Source organism: Lysinibacillus boronitolerans JCM 21713 = 10a = NBRC 103108 (assembly GCF_000772935.1).
Classification (GTDB): Bacteria; Bacillota; Bacilli; order Bacillales_A; family Planococcaceae; genus Lysinibacillus; species Lysinibacillus boronitolerans.
The window spans coordinates 101016-119971 of record NZ_JPVR01000075.1 but is presented as its reverse complement, the minus strand read 5'-3'; the positions used below and the strand labels follow the sequence as shown (position 1 = coordinate 119971).

The window sequence follows — 18956 nt, the reverse complement described above, 5'->3', positions numbered from 1 at the left end:
TTACTTTACGGTCATAACGAAATCTTCTCGTAATTTATATTTTTGAACTTTTCCAGATGCAGTCATTGGATAGTTATCAATAAAGAAAATATGTCGTGGAATTTTATGTCTTGAAATTTTATCCCGACAATAATCTCGGATTTCTTCCGCTGTTGCCTGCTCTCCTTCTTTTAAAACAATCCAAGCCGCCGCTTCCTCACCATAAACAGGATCAGGAACACCTGCAACCTGAACATCTGAAATTTTCGGATGTGTATAAAGGAACTCCTCAATTTCACGAGGGTATAGGTTTTCACCCCCACGGATAATCATATCCTTCAAGCGACCTGTTACACGGACATAACCGGCTTCATCCATTGTTGCTAAATCACCTGTATGCAACCAACCATCCTCGTCAATCGCCAGATCTGTTTCCTCTTGGTTTTTATAGTAGCCCTTCATCACATGATAGCCCCTTGTACACAGCTCTCCCTGTTCATTCGTCGGAGCTTCCTCGGTAGTTCCAGGAACAACAATCTTTACTTCTAGGTTTGGTAATGCGCGGCCAACTGTCTCCACCTTTAACACTAACGGGTCATCCGTTCTTGTCTGCGTAATAACAGGTGATGATTCTGTTTGACCGTAGCATATTGTTATATCTTTCATGCCCATCTTCTCAATGACCGCTTTCATAACTTCAATTGGACAGTTTGATCCTGCCATGACTCCTGTCCGTAAAGTTGAAAGATCGAAAGATGCAAAATTCGATAAATTCAGTTCACTAATGAACATTGTTGGCACGCCATGTAATGCAGTACATTTCTCTTGTTGAACGGTTTTTAGTACCTCTTCAGGTGAGAATTCCTGCACTGGTACCATCGTTCCACCACTCGTTGTAATAGCTAATGTTCCTATGACACAACCAAAGCAATGGAAGAATGGAACTGGGATACATAGACGATCCTCTGCCGTTAAACGCATACATTCTGCAATGTTAACAGCATTGTTGACTAAGTTAAAATGCGTTAGCATTACTCCCTTAGGAAAGCCTGTCGTACCAGATGTATATTGAATATTAATGACATCATCATAATGGAGAGATTGCTCTCTCTGATCTAACTGTTCCTCGGTTACTTGCTCGGCAGCAGTTAAAACATCTGACCAATTAAGTACACCAGGGTATTTATTTTCACCGATTAAAATAACATTTTTTAATAAAGGTAGTCTCTTTGATTGCAAATTACCTGGTTCACAATGTACAAGCTCTGGACATAACTCTTGCAGTGTATTGATAAAAGAATGGTCTCGATAATTTTCAATTAGAAAAATCGTTTTAGCATCAGATTGCTTCAATAAATACTCCAACTCACTCGCACGGTAATTCGTATTTACCGTTACAATTGGAGCACCCATCTTCCCTGTACCAAATTGAAGCTGTACCCACTCAGGAACATTCGTCGTCCATACTGCGATATGGTCTCCCTTTTCAATTCCAAGAGCCATTAAACCTCTCGCTACGTAACGTGCTTGACGGTTTAGCTGCTCATAAGTCATGCGTAAATTTCTGTCAGCATAGACCAATGCTTCATTCTGCGGGTACTTTTTTGATTGTTCATCTAGCAATTGACCAATTGTTTGATACACAAGTTCTGCCATGAAGATCCCCCTTATTTATGCTATTTAACTTAACTGATGATGATTAACAGCCAATTAGACGAGAAATAACGAGACGTTGAATTTCAGATGTTCCTTCACCGATTTCCATTAATTTAATGTCACGTAAATGACGCTCTACATCGTATTCTTTCATATATCCAGAACCGCCATGAATTTGGATTGCCTGATTACATGTACGGAAGCCCATTTCAGAAGCAAATAGTTTAGCCATTGCAGCTTCTTTGCCAAATGGCTTCTTTTGATCTTTTAACCATGCTGCTTTATGTACTAGCGTACGAGCAAGCTCTATTTCCATCGCCATATCAGCTAATTTAAATTGGATCGCCTGTAGCTTCGAAATAGGTGCACCAAATTGCTCACGTTCCTTCGCAAATTTTAGTGCCTTTTCATAAGCAGCCTGGGCAATTCCAACAGAAAGAGCAGCGATGGAAATTCGACCACCATCAAGTGTATTTAAAAACTGGCTAAAGCCACGTTTTTCATCCCCTAATAGATTTGTTCTTGGGACACGAACATTTTCTAACACAATCTCACATGTATTGGAGCCACGTACACCCATTTTGTCATAGTTACAGTTGATTGTTACACCTGGTGTGTTTGTTGGCACAATAATAGAAGAAATAATTTTTTTACCATCCTCACGTTTACCTGTTACCGCAGTTACAATAATTTGTCGAGCATATCCTGCATTGGTAATCCAGCATTTCTCTCCGTTAATGATGTAGTCATCACCATCAATAACAGCTGTAGTACGTGTGCCACCAGCATCTGAACCTGCATTTGGCTCTGTTAAACCGAATGATCCTAATGTCTCACCCTTAGCTAATGGAACTAGCCACTCTTGCTTTTGTTCTTCTGTACCGAAGTTGTAAATTGGTGAGGCTCCTAAGCTAACAGCAGCTGCATAGCTTAACCCTGTGCCCCCACATGCTCGACCAATTTCCTCTACAGCTAAAGCGTAGGACACCGTATCCCCACCTGATCCACCATATTCTTCAGGAAACGGGATACCCAATAAGCCTAGTTCTGCCATCTTCTTAAAGCTCTCTATTCTCATTGTTGATGTCTCATCAACCTCACGAGCATACGGTTTAATCTCCTTCTCAGCAAAATCACGCACCATGTCTCGAATCATTTCTTGCTCTTTTGTTAATTCAAAATTCATCCCTAATCCCCCTATTGTTGAATTTGCCATAGTAGATGTAGCTCAAGAACAATTGCTTACAGTGAAATACCGACTAGTCGGTTTGTAAAAACAAATAATAAAACCAGTGTTTCCTACTGGCTACCCCTTTATTATAAATTGCTTCGCTTCTCCCATGGCTTGTTCTGTCACAATTGCCCGTAATACCATATCGGTAAAAACATCTGTGATTTGCTCCATCGTTAATGGTCCTGATTGCTTAAACCATTTGTACGTCCAGTTAATCATCCCGACAATTGCCATTGTTACAATTGTACAAGGTAATTCGGTACGAAAAACCTTTGCTTCCTGACCCTCTGCTATCACTCTTTGTAAAATATCACGATAGTGATCTCGCTTTTTATGGATGATGTCACTATATTCATCTGAGAGTGAACGACTTTCTTCATAAAAAATCGTAATATGTGCTTGATACATATCAAATACTTGTGTCAGTGTTTGCAGCATGGCACACAAACGTGTGATGGGTGTATCGAATTTGTCATATGCAGCTTGCGATTGTTGAATGACATATGAAATAAAGACATCATGAATTTCATACAACAGTTCATCTTTTGATTTAAAATTATGATAAAATCCACCCTTTGATGCCCCAATATATTCCACAATACGATCCACGGTTACATTGTGATAACCATCTTGTTGAAACAATTCAACTGAAGCGTCTACAATTCTTTGTTTTAACGTTTTCTTTACCATAGGCCCTATCATCCTTCATCTAGCTCTATACTTCATCACTCCTTATAATCAGGAAAAACCATTAAACCCTTAGAGTATTCTATTTTTTCCTAATTATAAAAATACTATGACAACATAAATATAGCATTCTCAAAATTTGGTGTCTAGCAACAAAATAGATTTTTCGCAAAATTACGAGCAAAAATTTTACATAGAACAGAAATTAAAAAGCTAAAATCACATATACACCATATGAAGTTTCTTTGCTCTTCATGACAAATTTTCCTCCCTTTCTTTTCTTTGCCTATTAAATGCATTTTACATTGCAGTTAAACTGCGAACCCACTCAACCTATGCTATATTTAAAACCATGGAACTATGAAAGGGTGTTAACAATGGCAAAGAGCGTAGTAATCGCTGAAAAACCTTCTGTAGCACGTGATATCGCACGTGTACTGAAGTGTAATAAAAAGGGAAATGGTTTCCTTGAGGGAGACAAATACATTGTTACTTGGGCGCTTGGACATCTTGTAACACTGGCAGACCCTGAAAGCTATGATGTGAAATATAAAACATGGAATCTAGAAGATCTACCTATGTTACCTGATCGGTTAAAATTAACTGTTATAAAGCAAACTGGAAAGCAATTTAATGCGGTCAAAAGTCAGCTTACACGTAATGATGTCAGTGAAGTCATTATTGCCACAGATGCTGGGCGTGAAGGTGAATTAGTGGCACGCTGGATACTCGATAAAGTAAAGATTAAAAAGCCGCTTAAGCGCTTATGGATTTCATCTGTAACAGATAAGGCAATTAAAGATGGCTTTGCCAATTTAAAGCCAGGCAAAGCATATGATAATTTATATGCCTCTGCTGTAGCTCGCTCAGAGGCTGATTGGTATATCGGGCTTAATGCTACTCGTGCTTTGACTACCCGCTTTAACGCACAGTTGAATTGTGGACGTGTACAAACGCCAACGGTAGCGATAATTGCTACACGTGAAGATGAAATTAAAAACTTTAAGGCACAAACTTATTATGGTATTGAAGCGCAAACAACTGACAACTTGAAGCTCACATGGCAAGACCAAAATGGAAATAGTCGTAGCTTCGATAAAGATAAAATCGATACGCTGGTCAAAAAAATTGGAAATAGCAATGCCATCGTTGTGGACATTGAAAAGAAACCAAAAAAATCATTTGCACCTGGACTTTATGATTTAACAGAGTTGCAGCGTGATGCCAATAAAATCTTCGGCTACTCAGCGAAAGAAACTTTAAATATCATGCAAAAACTCTATGAACAACATAAAGTGTTAACTTATCCACGTACGGATTCTCGCTTTATTTCACAGGATATTGTTGCCACATTACCTGAACGCTTAAAGGCCTGTGGTATTGGTGAATATCGCTCCATCGCCAATAAATTACTTACAAAACCTATCAAGCCAACAAAGGCATTTGTCGACGATAGTAAAGTATCAGACCATCATGCAATTATTCCAACAGAGGGCTATGTAAATTATTCTGCTTTTACAGATAAGGAACGTAAAATTTATGACCTTGTTGTGAAACGATTTCTAGCTGTGCTACTTCCTGCTTTTGAATATGAGCAATTAACATTACGTGCAAAAATTGGCGATGAAAGCTTTATTGCTCGAGGGAAAACAATTTTATCAGCTGGCTGGAAAGAGGTTTATGAGCATCGCTTCGATGATGACGACTCAGCGGATGATGTAAAGGAACAAATACTTCCACGAATTGATAAAGGCGATATGTTAAAAATTAAATTGCTTGCCCAAACATCTGGTCAAACAAAGCCACCTGCTCGTTTCACTGAAGCCACACTGTTATCAGCCATGGAGAACCCAACAAAATACATGGCGACGAATGACAAAAAACTGGCCGACACATTAAAATCTACGGGTGGACTTGGCACAGTCGCAACACGTGCAGATATTATTGAAAAGCTTTTCAATTCCTTCTTAATAGAAAAGCGTGGTGGCAAAGATATTTATATTACCTCTAAGGGTCGTCAACTACTCGACCTAGTGCCAGAGGAATTAAAATCCCCTGCCCTGACAGCAGATTGGGAGCAAAAACTTGAGCTCATTGCAAAGGGCAAGCTAAATAAAGATGTATTTATTAGCGAGATGAAAAATTACACAAAGGAAATTGTTACAGAGATTAAGGGTAGTGACAAAAAGTATAAGCATGATAATATCTCTACCAAATCATGTCCTGATTGCGGTAAACCAATGCTTGAAGTGAATGGCAAGAAAGGAAAAATGCTTGTTTGCCAAGATCGCGAATGTGGTCATCGTAAAAATGTCTCACGTACTACGAATGCACGTTGTCCACAATGTCATAAAAAATTAGAGCTTCGCGGAGAAGGCGATGGTCAAATTTTTGTTTGTAAATGTGGCTATCGTGAAAAATTATCTGCCTTTGAAGCGAGACGCAAAAAAGAGGGCGGAGGCAAGGTCGACAAGCGATCTGTACAAAAGTACTTAAAGCAGCAAAACAACGAGGAGCCTGTGAACAATGCACTTGCTGAAGCATTGAAGGGGTTAAAGTTCGATTAAAAATTAATAATGAGCATGTTTTGAAAGAAATCATCAAAACATGCTCTTCTTTATATTAATTGAACTTTTAAATTGATTCTGGTACATAATTTTAATAGTTATAGCGAGCAAACCCTATTTATTGTGCTTTCTTAAAAGTAAGTGACTTTCCTTTTGTTTCTTTCACCAGCATGATACAGGAAATAGAGATGATACTTGATATAACCAAATAAATTGAAATTGGGATGGAGCTATTAAATTTATTTAAAAGACTTAATGAAATTAATGGAGCCAACGAGCCTGCTAAAATTGGTGCAACTTGATAACATAAGGACAAGGCTGTATATCTGATATGAGTTGGGAATAACTCTGTCATTAATGCAGAGTATGGAGAATACGTCATCGATTGAATGAATAAACCAAGAGTAATAGCAGACATTATAATCCAATCATTTCCTGTATCCATCATTGGAAACCCAACAAATCCCCAAAACGCTGTTAAAACGGCTCCTGTAATATAGATTGACTTTCTACCCCAAATATCACTTAAGTGACCCATTAATGGTATGAAGAAAAAGTGAATAGCATGAGCACCAAACATTAACAATAAGATTTGCGTAGTGTCTTTATTGACGACAAGTTTTAAATAACTAATGGAGAAAGTAACCACCATGTAGTATAAGATGTTTTCTGCAAAACGAGCTCCGATACCTGCAATAATCGCTTTTTTGTGGTATTTAACTACTTCTATAATACCTAATTGTTGTTTTTCTAATTGCGCTTGTTTTTCTTGTGCTTCTTTGAAAACAGGAGCATCATCTACACTTTTACGAATCCAGAGTCCAATTAGTACAACAACGGCTGAGAACCAAAATGCTACACGCCAACCCCAATCCATAAATTGCTCAGGGCTTAAGTTTTTAGATAAAAGTAAAAGGATAATTGTCGCTATTAAATTCCCCAGTGGCACACCCGCCTGTGGCCAACTTGCCCAATAACCACGACGATTGTTTGGGCTGTGCTCAGATACTAAAATAACAGCCCCTCCCCATTCTCCACCAAAAGCAAATCCTTGAATTAAACGTAAAGTAACAAGTAAGATAGGAGCCCAATAACCAATACTACTGAATGTCGGAATACATCCCATTAAGAAAGTCGTAATTCCAACGATGATCAAGCTAATCTGTAATAAATTTTTACGTCCAATTTTATCACCATAATGACCAAAAACAAGTCCACCGATAGGTCTGGCTAGAAATCCTACTGCATAGAGTGCAAATGCAGCTAAGATGCCGTCAATAGCATTTCCTGTTTTCTGGAAAAATAATTCTCCAAAAACGAGAGCAGATGCGGTACCATATAAGAAAAATTCATACCATTCAGCTACAGATCCAATCATCGATGCAGCAACAACTTTTTTCAGTTGCTTATTGTCTGTTTTCTCCATATATTCTCCCCCATAAAAGCCGATTCAAATTATTATGACTGAACGTACCAAATTACTTTTGTTTGCACATATTGCTCAAGCGCTTCCAAGCCATTATCTCTACCACCAAAACCTGATTGTTTAAAGCCACCAAACGGGGTGGTGATATCGCCCTCGCTAAAGCCATTCACTGAAACAGTGCCTGCTTTTATAGCACGTGCCACGCGCATCGTTCGCTGTACGTTTTGGCTATAAAAAGATGCAGCCAGACCATAGGAAGTGTTATTGGCAAGTGCAATGGCTTCTTCTTCTGTTTCAAACGTACTAACTGCTAATATCGGACCAAATACTTCATTTTGGAACAAGGTCATGTTAGCGGTTACATTATCGAAAATAGTTGGTTCAATGTACCAACCACTGCCCATATCACAGTGAATATTGCCTCCAGTAACTAAGCGACCACCTTCTTGAATAGTAATGTCGAAGAATGATTTTACTTTATTAAAGTGCGCTTCTTCAATCATGGGACCAATGGATACCGACTCATCCATTGGATTTCCAACTTTCCAGCTCGTTAAGCCAGCCCTTAATTTTTCTAATAACACCTCTTTAATAGATTCATGGACGATCAATCTAGAACCACAGCTACAGTTTTCACTCATATTCCAGAATGCCGCTGATAAAATATGTGGAACTGCCGCATCCAAATCTGCATCTTCGAACACCACTTGTGGGCTCTTACCACCGCACTCTAAAATGATTTCTTTAAGATTACTTTCTGCTGAATATTTTAAGAAGTATCTACCCACTTCTGTTGAACCAGTGAACGAGACAACATCCACATCCATATGCCTCCCCAAAGGTTCACCTACTTTTTCCCCCAATCCACACACCAAGCTTAAAGCTCCTCTAGGCACGCCCGCTTCATAAGCAAGTTCAATCATACGGTATGCACTAAGTGACGTTAACTCAGCCGGTTTTACAATCACAGAATTACCCACTGCTAAAGCAGGTGCTACTTTCCAAGCAAACATTTGCGCTGGGAAGTTCCAAGGTAATACTGCACCAACTACGCCAATGGGCTCAGTGACAATCAACCCCAAAGCATCTTTACCTGTAGGAGCAACTTTGCCAAAGACTTTATCAATTGCTTCGGCATACCAATAAAATGTATCGATGGTTGCTGGCATATCAGTATTCAAGCATTCGGTAATAGGTTTACCTGCATCTACGCAATCCAAGGCAGCCAATTCTTCACTGTGTTTTTCTAGTAATTGTGCCCATCGAATCATTACTTTTTTTCTCTCACTCGGGGATAATTTACTCCAAGTACCTATTTCAAATGTTTCTCTAGCTACCTTAACAGCCACCTCTACATCCTGTGCATTACCATCGGCTATATAGCCAATTATGCTGTTGTCGATTGGAGTACGATTTTCTATTTTACAGTCTGTACTCGAAAAACCATCAATTAAGTTACCAGCCCAAAGCTTCCCTTCTTTAGCAAGTGCAAAGATTTTTTCTTTTGATACGGTCATTTATCTTTCCTCCAATTTATTTATTAAAGAAAGCCAAAAACTCCTCTTTTTCCTCTTCTGACAAATCAGATAAAGGTAGGCGCACTGTACCAACTTTGATTTCACCTTTCAGGCAACCTAACTTGGCCTTTTGGTTGTAGTTACCAGATTCCATCGAGTGAATAGCAGGATAGATATCCCTCATGATTTGACGTGCTTTGTCCCAATCCCCAGCTATGGCAGCATTGAACATAGCCACTTGCTCCTCTGGGAACACATTACCTGCTCCAGCAATCCAACTTTTTGCGCCCCAAAAGAAAAAGTCTATTGGTTGATCGTCACAACCACAAATCACTTCAAAATTCTCAAATGGTGTTTGTAGCAAACGTAATGCACGGCTAAAATCACCACTACTCTCTTTAATAGCAACAATATTCTGATTTTTAGACAAATGCACCACCGTTTCATATTCAATTTCAATGCCGATACGAGCAGGAAAATTGTACATGATAATAGGTAAATCAGTTGAGGCCGCGACTGTTTCGTAATGGGCAATCAAACCACTTTGGTCAGGCAAGCTATAAGGTGTGGGTGATAACATTAAACCTTCATACCCTAAATCTTTAGCTTGTTTGGCACGGTTAACTGCCCCTTCAGTTGATAAATCATTAATACCTGCAATTAACGATATACGACCTTTAGCAACTTCCGACACCGTTCTTAAAACTGTTTCACGTTCCACTTCATTCAAGGCGTAATATTCACCAGTTGTGCCACATACCACTAAACCATTAACACCTTTGTCAATAAATGTGTTAGTCAATTGCTTTAAAGTTTCTACATCTAGGCTTAAATCCTGTTTAAATGGAGTCACTATCGGAACCAAAATACCATGAAAATTCATCTTCATTCTCCTTTATTATTTGATAGAATACTTGATTCAATAAAAAACAGTATTGAAGTACAGCTTCAATTATTGAAGATAATAGCACACCGAATTTTCTATGTAAACTAAATTTTCCGAATATTTTCAAATGAAATCTTCTTTTATTTAGATATTACACATAATTGTTTAAGTGACACTTAAACTCGAATAAATACTCTTATTGATGATATAGATTGCTCTACACCCGAATTTTTGTAACCGTTCTGAAATTAAAGCTTTTGTGTTATCCTTATCAACGTGGCTCCTTCTATTTGGTGAAATATGTAGATAAAGGACCACTGCAATAGAAGAATCGTGACAAGGTAACTACTATCGTGTGGTTACTATAGGGTCTGAATAGTTCTCGAAAAACGGAGTTTATTGTGGCTAGTCAAATCCCAAAATAATAAAATAACCTTTAACATATATCTATGAAAAAAATTTACTTAATGAATTTCACCCAAATAATTTTCCTTGTATAGTAAATAAAACTAATATTTGTAACAGGAGTGGAGAAAAGTGACTGATATAATTGGAGCAAAAATAAAAAGTTTACGAAAAGAACGGAAGTTAACATTAAAACAAATTGCTGATCAAACGAATCTTTCAATTAGCTTTTTATCCCAGGTTGAACGATCAAAATCATCCATAACACTCGAATCATTGAAAAAAATCTCTGAAGCACTTGGTGTCAATCCGAGCTATTTTTTTTCAGAATCTGATGAGAAGATCGCACCTACAGTTATGCGTAATATTATTAATAAAACGAATACCATGCATAACCAATTTTTTTATAGAGATTTAGCAGGAAACATAGAAAATCCACTCTTTAATCCCATCTTAGTATTGTTGAATCCAGGTGCAAATCGAGAGGATTCTTATTCACATTCAGGCCAAGAATTTCTTTATGTTTTGGAAGGAACACTAACCATCGTCATTGACAAAGAGGAGCATGATTTACATCCTTATGATTGTATTTTCTTAGATTCAACCACCCCTCATAATTGGATCAATAAAACAGATTCAATTGTAAAGTTCCTTTGTATTTCTAGTATTCCAGTATAATGATTTAGCAGGTTCAAAATACTCTTTAATTGAATGAAAAATACTCACAGCTCATTACACACTGTGAGTATTTTTCATGAATACAGCTAATTGCAGACAGTTATCAACGAGCAAATTCACCTTTAAAGTGAATTTGCTCTTTTATTATGCATACTCATCCCTTCAAAACATATCTTGAATTGACTGAATATTCTATATCAAGGGAGGTTTTGAATGGAAGCAAAAAATTTTAGGCCACGCAACGTGATTTTTATGACGGTTGTGGTAGGTGTCTCTGTGTTAATTGGCCAAGCTATTTATGTCTTGTTTATTGATGTGCCTTTCCCATAAAAAAGATTTATATCCTTAATTGACTAAGTAAATATTTTTCATTATTAATTATTTCCTGATGATGCGGTTTCCATTTTTGCGCCTCTAGATTATGCTGATAGGCATTTTCAAATAACCGTAACTCCCTGTATAAAAGGCTTAATTGTAGATGAGGAATCCATGTTGAATATGCCCGTTTTTGGACAGTCATTGTATCGACAGGAGCTTGTTGCAAGGCTTGAGAGTACCAGTAAATAGCCTCTTTATGTTTTAGTTGCTCCATAAAAAATTGGCCCATTCGGCAACATGCTTCTGGCTTTGGTCGATCATATAAGAAAGATTGCAAAATAGCTTGCTGTGCTTGTTGATCATCATGTAAACGTCGATAGCATTCCCCTACATGTAAGCAAGCTTCAATGCAATCATCTGTTGTGCCTAAGTTACTATCCAAAAATAGATTGTATTGATTAATAGCTTCTAGGTAACGTTGATGTAATTTTAATTCATTCGCATAATGAAATGTCTCAATTGCTGAAAGAGAATGTCCATCCTTTATTAATCCCTCATAAATACGAATATTACGATGAATATCTTTTGTTAACGGTAAATGTGTAACAGCGATATCACTATGGTAGAGCTGCCCAGACACCCTTAAATTCTCATGGACAGCACCTTCCCATTGAAAATGATTCGCCCTTTTTACTAGACGATATTTTCGTTCACTACACTCCACTTCTCCGTCACAGTCAAGCGTCAAATAATAATCCATTGTTACAGCATCAATAGAGGGAAATAAGGATTGCTTTAGTTGGCTGAACTTGTACTGATTTTCCTTTGTCATAACATCATCAGCATCGAGCCATAAAATATAGTCTTTTGTTGCTTGCTGAAAGGAAAAATTTCGTGCTTTAGCAAAATGATCACACCAGGAAAAATCGTAAATTCGAGAGGTAAAATTTTGGACAATCTCCTTTGTTCGATCAGTTGAGCCTGTATCAATGATGTTGATCTCATCCACTAGGTGCTGAACCGAATCTAAGCATCTTTCAATCGTACATTGTGCATTTCTCACAATCATACATAAACTAATTGATAACATTTGTCCCCTCCTTAACAAGGTTTTACTATATGCTAATGTAGTATTTTATCGAAAAAATTTTCCGATTATCACCTAACTTTGTAAATTAATCATGTAAATCAAAAAAAAACCGAACGCGTCTCACGTTCGTTTTTTTCTAGCATTTGATATCCTGCTGAATCAAGATAAATATTGCTCGCGCCATGATAATTGTTCTTTGTCTGTAAGCTGTTGCTCTAAATGGTGATCCCATTGATTGAGTAATGTATTCCACACTCGTACAAATACTATATCCTGCTCCTTATCATAAAGAACAAACTCTAAACACGGGCTATCATTAATTTGTTGAGCTTCTGTTTGAACAATATTTGCGATGACTTTCTGAGAGTTCCCTTCCTCCTCTTCATCCACTTCCTGTAAAGCTGCGATCACCATTGACTCCTCAAACTGTTCCTGTTGCTCTGCTTCTTTGTCAATATAACGATAGAGCTCTGGCAATTCATCATATTCATCATTATTCGTATCGACTGTGAGAAATGATTGATGGCAAGGACTAAAGTAAAGCGTGGAGGTTTCTTCTTCTAGTTCTTCTTCAAAAATACCTCGTTCTAGCTGTTGCTGCCCTTTCTCAGTTAGTCTATAGAAATCATCTTCATTCCTCACAAGATTTACTCGAATCATTAAAGAAATCAAGTCCTCGATAAATAATGGATCTACAAGCAATAGCTCACTCAATTCCTGTGTGTTTCCAAAATCGGCCTCTTGAATACTAAGCAGAAGCATTGTCATTAAGACATCCATTGTTGAACGGCGAACTGGCTTATAGGTCACATCAACTGTCCGAATGGGAATACACCATTCAGCCGTTTTGACAATCTTAATATTACGATTCTGCTGAAGCTCACGCATAAGCCGTTGCTGTAATTTTGACAATCTATATCACCAATCCTTCATGATTACGCAAGCCATCGTAGGATTTTACTGTCTTTAATAAATTTGCATACATCTCTCTTGTATCTTGATGTTTTGCACGTTTTGCAAACATTTCTGCACTTCCAACAAGCAGTAGTAACTCACGAGCACGAGATAGCGCGACATTTAAACGACGATAATCTCTGGCAAAACCAATATCCCCGCCTTTAGGTGTATTACGAACCATACTCACTAAAACGACATCCATTTCCATTCCTTGGAATTTATCAACAGTCCCTGTTCTAAATTGCAGGTGTGGTAGCTGTAATTCCTGCTGAAGAAGGCGATTAATTTTCTTTACCTGCTCACCGTAGAAACTGATGACACCAACGCTTTTTTGAGCATCCTGTGGCATACGCCCTGCTTCTTTTGCCGCCTTCACCGCTTCATTGAGATCCAGCAAAATACGTCTAATTGTTAGTAATTCACCTTCATTATAACGACTCGTTCCACCTTTTACTTGCTCCTCTAAATAAGGTTTTTCTGTTGGAATATCAATCCATAGTAAATGGTCATCACGTTTTATAAATTGCCCCTCTAAGCCATGATCTCTTGCTGCATCCGAATCTGGTAAGCCACATTGCAAGCCATTTTCCTCTTTCGCATAAAATGGTGTGATACTTTGCATAATCTTCTCATGCATGCGGTATTGCAGTGCTAGCATTTGCTTATGTGTTGGTGGCAAATTATTAAATAAGCGCTCAAATAGAGATTCACGCAACAGATTTTTTAATTCCTGTGCACCCTCAAAGTTTGGATTTTCTTCAAGCATTGCCTTTAATGTTTCCTCTAGTGTATCATCCCCAAGCAATGGTGGTAGCTGATGATGATCACCTACTAATATAACTTTCTTCCCCTTCAGCATTGGTAAAAGTAATTCTGGGGGTGTTGCCTTTGAAACTTCATCAATAATAACCACATCAAAGGTTGGATAGTTTTCCATAAACTCCTTACTAGCAGAGGCTACGCATGTTGTTCCAATAACGTTCGCATGACGCACATATAATTTTCGAATTTCATCTAAATCATACTCTGTTGCGTTTTGTAGTTTTTCACGCCATTGTTCTTGTAGTTTTTTACGAAGTGGTAGCTGTTTTTCCTGACGTTGTAATGCTTTAATTGCTTGGTTTGCAGTTTGTATAGCTTCCTTCACCTCTTCTGCCGTTCGTTCTGGCGTAGATTGTAAAAGCTTTGTATAGGAAGCTAATTGCTTTTCTTTCTTCAATCCAGCTATATTAATGTCTTTTATCTGTTCTTCCATCTGCGTTAGCTGCTGCTCTACTTCCTGCAAGTTTGTTTGGATAGTCTGTAAAGAGGCTTGTTTAGGAACAAGTTGTACTTTAGCCTGTTCCACTGCCTCAAGCTGCTGCTTTGCTTGTTGAAGAGACTCTCTAGCTTGTGAGGCAAGAATTTTTAAATATTCTACAGATTCTTCTGGTTCTTCAGTAATCTGAAAGGCGTTTGCCAGTTGTTGTAACCGTTCAGTATGTTGTATAAAGGGTTGGAGCTGCCGCTGGTAACTTTGCACATCAAAACTAGTTATTGCACACTCCTGATGAATTAAAGTTACTAGATTTTTACGAAAAGTTTCGTATTCCTGATCTTTATGGTCTTGCTGTTGCTTTAGTGCTATTCCCTTTTGCCAAACAAAATCACGACGCATATATAGCCCGAGCAAATAACTTTCAATAACATCAGTTGCTGGTGCTTGACCATCTTGAAAAGCCGTGTTTAACTGTGCGAATACACCAGTAAGGTTTTGCAAAGAAAACGGTTGTACTGGTTGTAGTCTACTTTTAGCAAGGGCACGCTCCTTGACTTCATGCGTAACCAAAGCCTCTAGCTTCACAATTGCTTTTTGTAAACGAGCATTAATTGTTGACCATGCCTCTAAATCCTTAGCATCTTCTAAATGCTGCAAGCGACCAATTTGCTGCGAAAGTACATGAGAAGGACGAATTTGATAATGTTGTAAAAAACGCTGGATAAGCTCAAATGAGGTTAAGGTATATATATATTTTTGCGCTTCCTTCATGATAACGAGACGATTGCTTTCGATTTCATATTTCTGCTGTATCTCTTCAAATTGCTGTGTTAACTGGTGCTTTTGCTCTTGTAGTTCTTTATATTGAGCAGCAGCCTCTAGATGTTTTACTTTTTCAGTAGTTTCCTGAATCGTACTTTGTAATTGCTCAACTGAAGGGTAATCAGCAAGTGTCTGTTCAAGCTGCTGTACAATTGGCTCAATTTGTGCGAGCTGTTTTACATAATGCTCTTTTTGAGCTTCACATGTTTGTTGCTCTGTTTTAGCAGCCTTCAATTCTTTTTTTAATGCTTGAATCTCCTGCTGTAGAATGGGTTCTTCAATAGCTGCTTGCTCTTTTGCAGCAATTTCCTGTGTTAATTGCTCTAGCCATTGCTCTAATTTCTCTTGCTCATCCTTTGCTTTTACAAGATTTGCTTCTAGCTCTTGCTGACGTTCTGGAAATATTGTAATTGCTTCTTCAATCGCAGCAAGTGTCTGCTCACGCCACTGCAGTGCAACATTTTCCTCTATAAATTTTTTACCCTCTTCCTCAATACTCTCCGTTCTACCATAGCGTAAAATTCGAATTTCTTGATTGGACAGTAAGCGTCCTAATGCATTATCTACAGCTAAATTAGACTGTGAGGCAACAAGTGTTTTTAAGCCTGCTTTAACATTTTGCTGACAAATCTCTGAAATGACAGTTGTTTTCCCCGTACCAGGTGGACCCTGAATGACATACAAATCCTCAACGGATAATGCACCTAAAACGGCTCGTCGTTGATATTCATTTAAATTATTATGAAACTCAATATCTTCGCGTAGCTTGGATGCGCGAACTGTAGGACGCCGCTCAAACAGTATTGTTTCTAAATTAGGGTTTACTGCCTCACCCTTTTCTAGCTTTGTAAAACCATTACGTAGTCGTCGAATTTGGCTTAATGTTGCAAAATTACTGAAGCTCGCTTGTTTTGTACGAAGATTCAGCTGATCTCTGCGAGCTAAATCCTGTACGAAAGGTTTTAAATCAATTTCAACCGTTTGCTTTCCTGCATTCGCCTTTAAAATCTGCCCAATTTCGCCACGAACTCCTTGAATGCTAACACTTAAACCCTCTAGCTTTTTCCACTCTTTACTCTTTATGTAGGGGCATACAATGGTTAAGCGTGTAAAGTCTTCATTGAAATAGCTTTGCTTAAATTCTGTATGAATATCATCAATTGTCGCGTCTTGTTCTTGTATCTTTAGATAGCCTTCCCAGCTGGCTATACGTTTTTTTACATACTCTGTACGTTCTTCTGCAATCGGTAGCTGTCTTATTTTGCTGTGCAGCTCAAGTGGAATACCAGCTCCATTATTAGGCTTCGTCACAAATTGTAATGCGGCTGCTAGGCGACGGTTTGTGTTAATAGGTCCACGCATATGGACAAATCGTATATTGGTTGCCAGCAAACCTTCCACCTTTAGCACACAATCCATAATGACCGTTTTCTCAGCAAGAAGATCGGATAATTTTTCGTTGTCCTCCGCATTAAAATAGATGGATAAAAAGGTTTCACCAACTGTTTTTGCTTTTCGTTTTTCAATATAGACAGTAAAGGATCTTTGTAACGCAAAAAAGGCATGCTCGTTTGCTGAGCATTCCTCTACCGCTTCCTTCGCCTTATTGGTCAAAATAAGATTACAGCGTTGTTTTTCTAGTAAAGCGATGTCCTGCATGAGCAGCCCTCCTTCCTGTGTCACTAAAGTTTTATTTTATCACATCCTAAAACAATACTTACAAAGAAAAATCCCCTGCACAGTGATTTCTTACCACCGTACAAGGGCTATCTTAATGTTGATCAATTGTTTCCTTCGGCAAATTCTTGCTCATTTCACAGTACTGAACAAATACCCGTGCTAATTCACGTAAACGGCTATGAACGTCTGCATCTACAATATTATTGTTTGCATCAAAATGTGATGTATGTGTATACACATAATTTGGCGTAACAAGCGCTCGGAAGTAGTCTAAAATAGGCTTTAATTGATTTTCGACTACAAGATGATGCTGGTATGTGCCTCCATTTGCAACAATGGATACAGGCTTATAGCGCATTGTTTTAGGGTGTAAGAAGTCAAAGGCATTTTTCAAAACACCTGGAATAGACGCTTGGAAAATAGGCGTTGCAATAATGTAAGCGTCTGCCTCCTCAAATTGTTGAATCATTTTTTTCATATCATCATTTAATGGAGAACCATCCACAATTTGATGCTTATATTGACTAAAATGCATCATTTCTAACTCGAAACTAGCATCTAATTCTTTAATATATTGCTCCACTTGCTCTAAAATAGCACCAGTTTTACGACCAAACATCGTGCCATCTACGAGTAAAATTTTCATCATTACTATGCCTCCACATTCATCTTCTACAATAATATTGTAACAAATGAAAAGTGGCTCGGAAAGGATTGTCATGACTTTAGATATAAATTCAGCCTTTAGACGGAACGATAAAATTATTCCCTAAATTAATTATCCTGATCATGATGTCTGAAATGGACTTCCTTATCAATGACCGTTTCCTCAAGCTTATATTTATCTCGATTAATAACAACCTCACGATTTACTTTCTCGCCTTCATTCAGCTTATCCCAATTAAATAATATCTCTCTTGAAATGTCCTCTTCTGATACTTCTGGATACTCTAATGTTGCTAACTCATCTGATGGATAAATAGTGACTGGCTGCTGTTTACCATATAGGGCAATGATAATCATAGCCTTTGCCACTTGTGTAGCTTCGATTGCTCTAGAACGCTTTAAAGGTCCAATTAATAAAGGCTGTGCAAGCTTTAATAATTTTTCTCCTGCCTTTTCTCCTAATCGAAATTCTCCTCGGTTCCCTACTAAGAGTGAGGGACGAATAATGGAAAGTCTTTGTAAGCCTAGTTCCTGTAAATCATGCTCAAGTTTGCCTTTAACTCGATTATAGTAAAATGGAGAATTCTCATTAGCTCCCATTGCCGTAATCACAAGAAAATGAGGGATTCCTCGTTTTTTTGCTAAAGAGGCAATTGCTAATGGGTATTCAAAATCTACCTTTTCAAACATTTCACGAGAGCCTGCCTTTTTAATGGTTGTACCTAAGCAACAATACAACTCGTGAGCAAATCCTATATCGTTTTCTTCTATTCTATCAAAATCACGAATTTTCACTTCTAACTTCGGATGCGTAAAAGTTAGCCCTCTTCGTGCAATAACTGTTACTGAAATATACTCATCATTTTCACATAATTGTTCAACTAGAGCGGTGCCGGTTAAACCAGTCGCCCCTACAACAATCGCTGCACGCATACTCATTTTTTCTCCCATCCTTCTACATATTGATAGTGTATCAATGACGCCTCACGCTAACAGCATCCAGATTTTTCCGAATTCACACCACAAGCTCGTCTTCCAAATCCGCGATACCCTACGTAGGCTGTATCCTGACACATTGGAATTAAACAAAAACATGCTATCGTCTCTCCTTGTGCAGAGGGATTTTTCTA

Annotated in this window: 13 protein-coding genes; 2 read left to right on the top strand and 11 right to left on the bottom strand. The window is 38.0% G+C overall.

Annotated elements, in window-relative coordinates; genetic code table 11:
- From CD31_RS12830 to CD31_RS12820, 3 genes are all read right to left on the bottom strand, one after another.
- Window positions 1–1635 (bottom strand): AMP-binding protein, encoded by a 1635-nt coding sequence (locus CD31_RS12830; RefSeq protein WP_036078133.1) that lies wholly within the window; start codon window positions 1633–1635, stop codon window positions 1–3.
- A gap of 43 nt (window positions 1636–1678) precedes the next feature.
- Window positions 1679–2821, bottom strand: a complete 1143-nt coding sequence (locus tag CD31_RS12825; RefSeq protein WP_036078132.1) for an acyl-CoA dehydrogenase — start codon at window positions 2819–2821, stop codon at window positions 1679–1681.
- Window positions 2822–2941: 120 nt separating this feature from the next.
- The gene (locus CD31_RS12820; protein WP_036078131.1) at window positions 2942–3559 is read right to left on the bottom strand and encodes a TetR/AcrR family transcriptional regulator; all 618 of its coding nucleotides are present in this window, start codon (window positions 3557–3559) and stop codon (window positions 2942–2944) included.
- Window positions 3560–3933: 374 nt separating this feature from the next.
- Between CD31_RS12820 and CD31_RS12815 the strand changes: the two genes are divergently transcribed.
- Window positions 3934–6123, top strand: a complete 2190-nt coding sequence (locus CD31_RS12815; RefSeq protein ID WP_036078130.1) for a DNA topoisomerase III — start codon at window positions 3934–3936, stop codon at window positions 6121–6123.
- A 118-nt stretch (window positions 6124–6241) separates the two neighbouring features.
- Here CD31_RS12815 and abaF read toward each other — a convergent pair whose 3' ends face one another.
- The 3 genes from abaF to dapA are packed head-to-tail and all read right to left on the bottom strand — an operon-like array spanning window position 6242 to window position 9949.
- Window positions 6242–7549: a fosfomycin efflux MFS transporter AbaF gene (gene abaF / locus CD31_RS12810; RefSeq protein ID WP_036078129.1), complete on the bottom strand. Its 1308-nt coding sequence runs from the start codon at window positions 7547–7549 to the stop codon at window positions 6242–6244.
- Between the two features lie 32 nt (window positions 7550–7581).
- Complete coding sequence (locus tag CD31_RS12805) at window positions 7582–9066, bottom strand: aldehyde dehydrogenase (protein WP_036078128.1); 1485 nt, start codon at window positions 9064–9066, stop codon at window positions 7582–7584.
- A gap of 16 nt (window positions 9067–9082) precedes the next feature.
- The gene (dapA, locus tag CD31_RS12800; RefSeq protein ID WP_036078127.1) at window positions 9083–9949 is read right to left on the bottom strand and encodes a 4-hydroxy-tetrahydrodipicolinate synthase; all 867 of its coding nucleotides are present in this window, start codon (window positions 9947–9949) and stop codon (window positions 9083–9085) included.
- A gap of 540 nt (window positions 9950–10489) precedes the next feature.
- On the opposite strand from dapA, the gene CD31_RS12795 reads away from it, so the two are divergent.
- Window positions 10490–11035: a helix-turn-helix domain-containing protein gene (locus CD31_RS12795; RefSeq protein ID WP_036078126.1), complete on the top strand. Its 546-nt coding sequence runs from the start codon at window positions 10490–10492 to the stop codon at window positions 11033–11035.
- Window positions 11036–11372: 337 nt separating this feature from the next.
- Here CD31_RS12795 and CD31_RS12790 read toward each other — a convergent pair whose 3' ends face one another.
- From CD31_RS12790 to CD31_RS12770, 5 genes are all read right to left on the bottom strand, one after another.
- The gene (locus CD31_RS12790) at window positions 11373–12443 is read right to left on the bottom strand and encodes a glycosyltransferase family 2 protein (RefSeq protein WP_016992355.1); all 1071 of its coding nucleotides are present in this window, start codon (window positions 12441–12443) and stop codon (window positions 11373–11375) included.
- Between the two features lie 159 nt (window positions 12444–12602).
- Window positions 12603–13355: a hypothetical protein gene (locus CD31_RS12785; protein WP_036078124.1), complete on the bottom strand. Its 753-nt coding sequence runs from the start codon at window positions 13353–13355 to the stop codon at window positions 12603–12605.
- 1 nt (window position 13356) lies between these two features.
- On the bottom strand, window positions 13357–17139 hold the full coding sequence (locus CD31_RS12780) for a DEAD/DEAH box helicase (protein ID WP_036078123.1): 3783 nt from the start codon (window positions 17137–17139) through the stop codon (window positions 13357–13359).
- A gap of 112 nt (window positions 17140–17251) precedes the next feature.
- A complete protein-coding gene (locus CD31_RS12775) occupies window positions 17252–17806 on the bottom strand; it encodes an NADPH-dependent FMN reductase (RefSeq protein WP_026023374.1) in 555 nt (184 codons plus the stop codon).
- Between the two features lie 128 nt (window positions 17807–17934).
- Window positions 17935–18765 carry an oxidoreductase gene (locus tag CD31_RS12770; protein WP_036078121.1) on the bottom strand — a complete coding sequence of 277 codons (831 nt, stop codon included), beginning with the start codon at window positions 18763–18765 and terminating at the stop codon, window positions 17935–17937.
- Window positions 18766–18956: the final 191 nt, after the last annotated feature.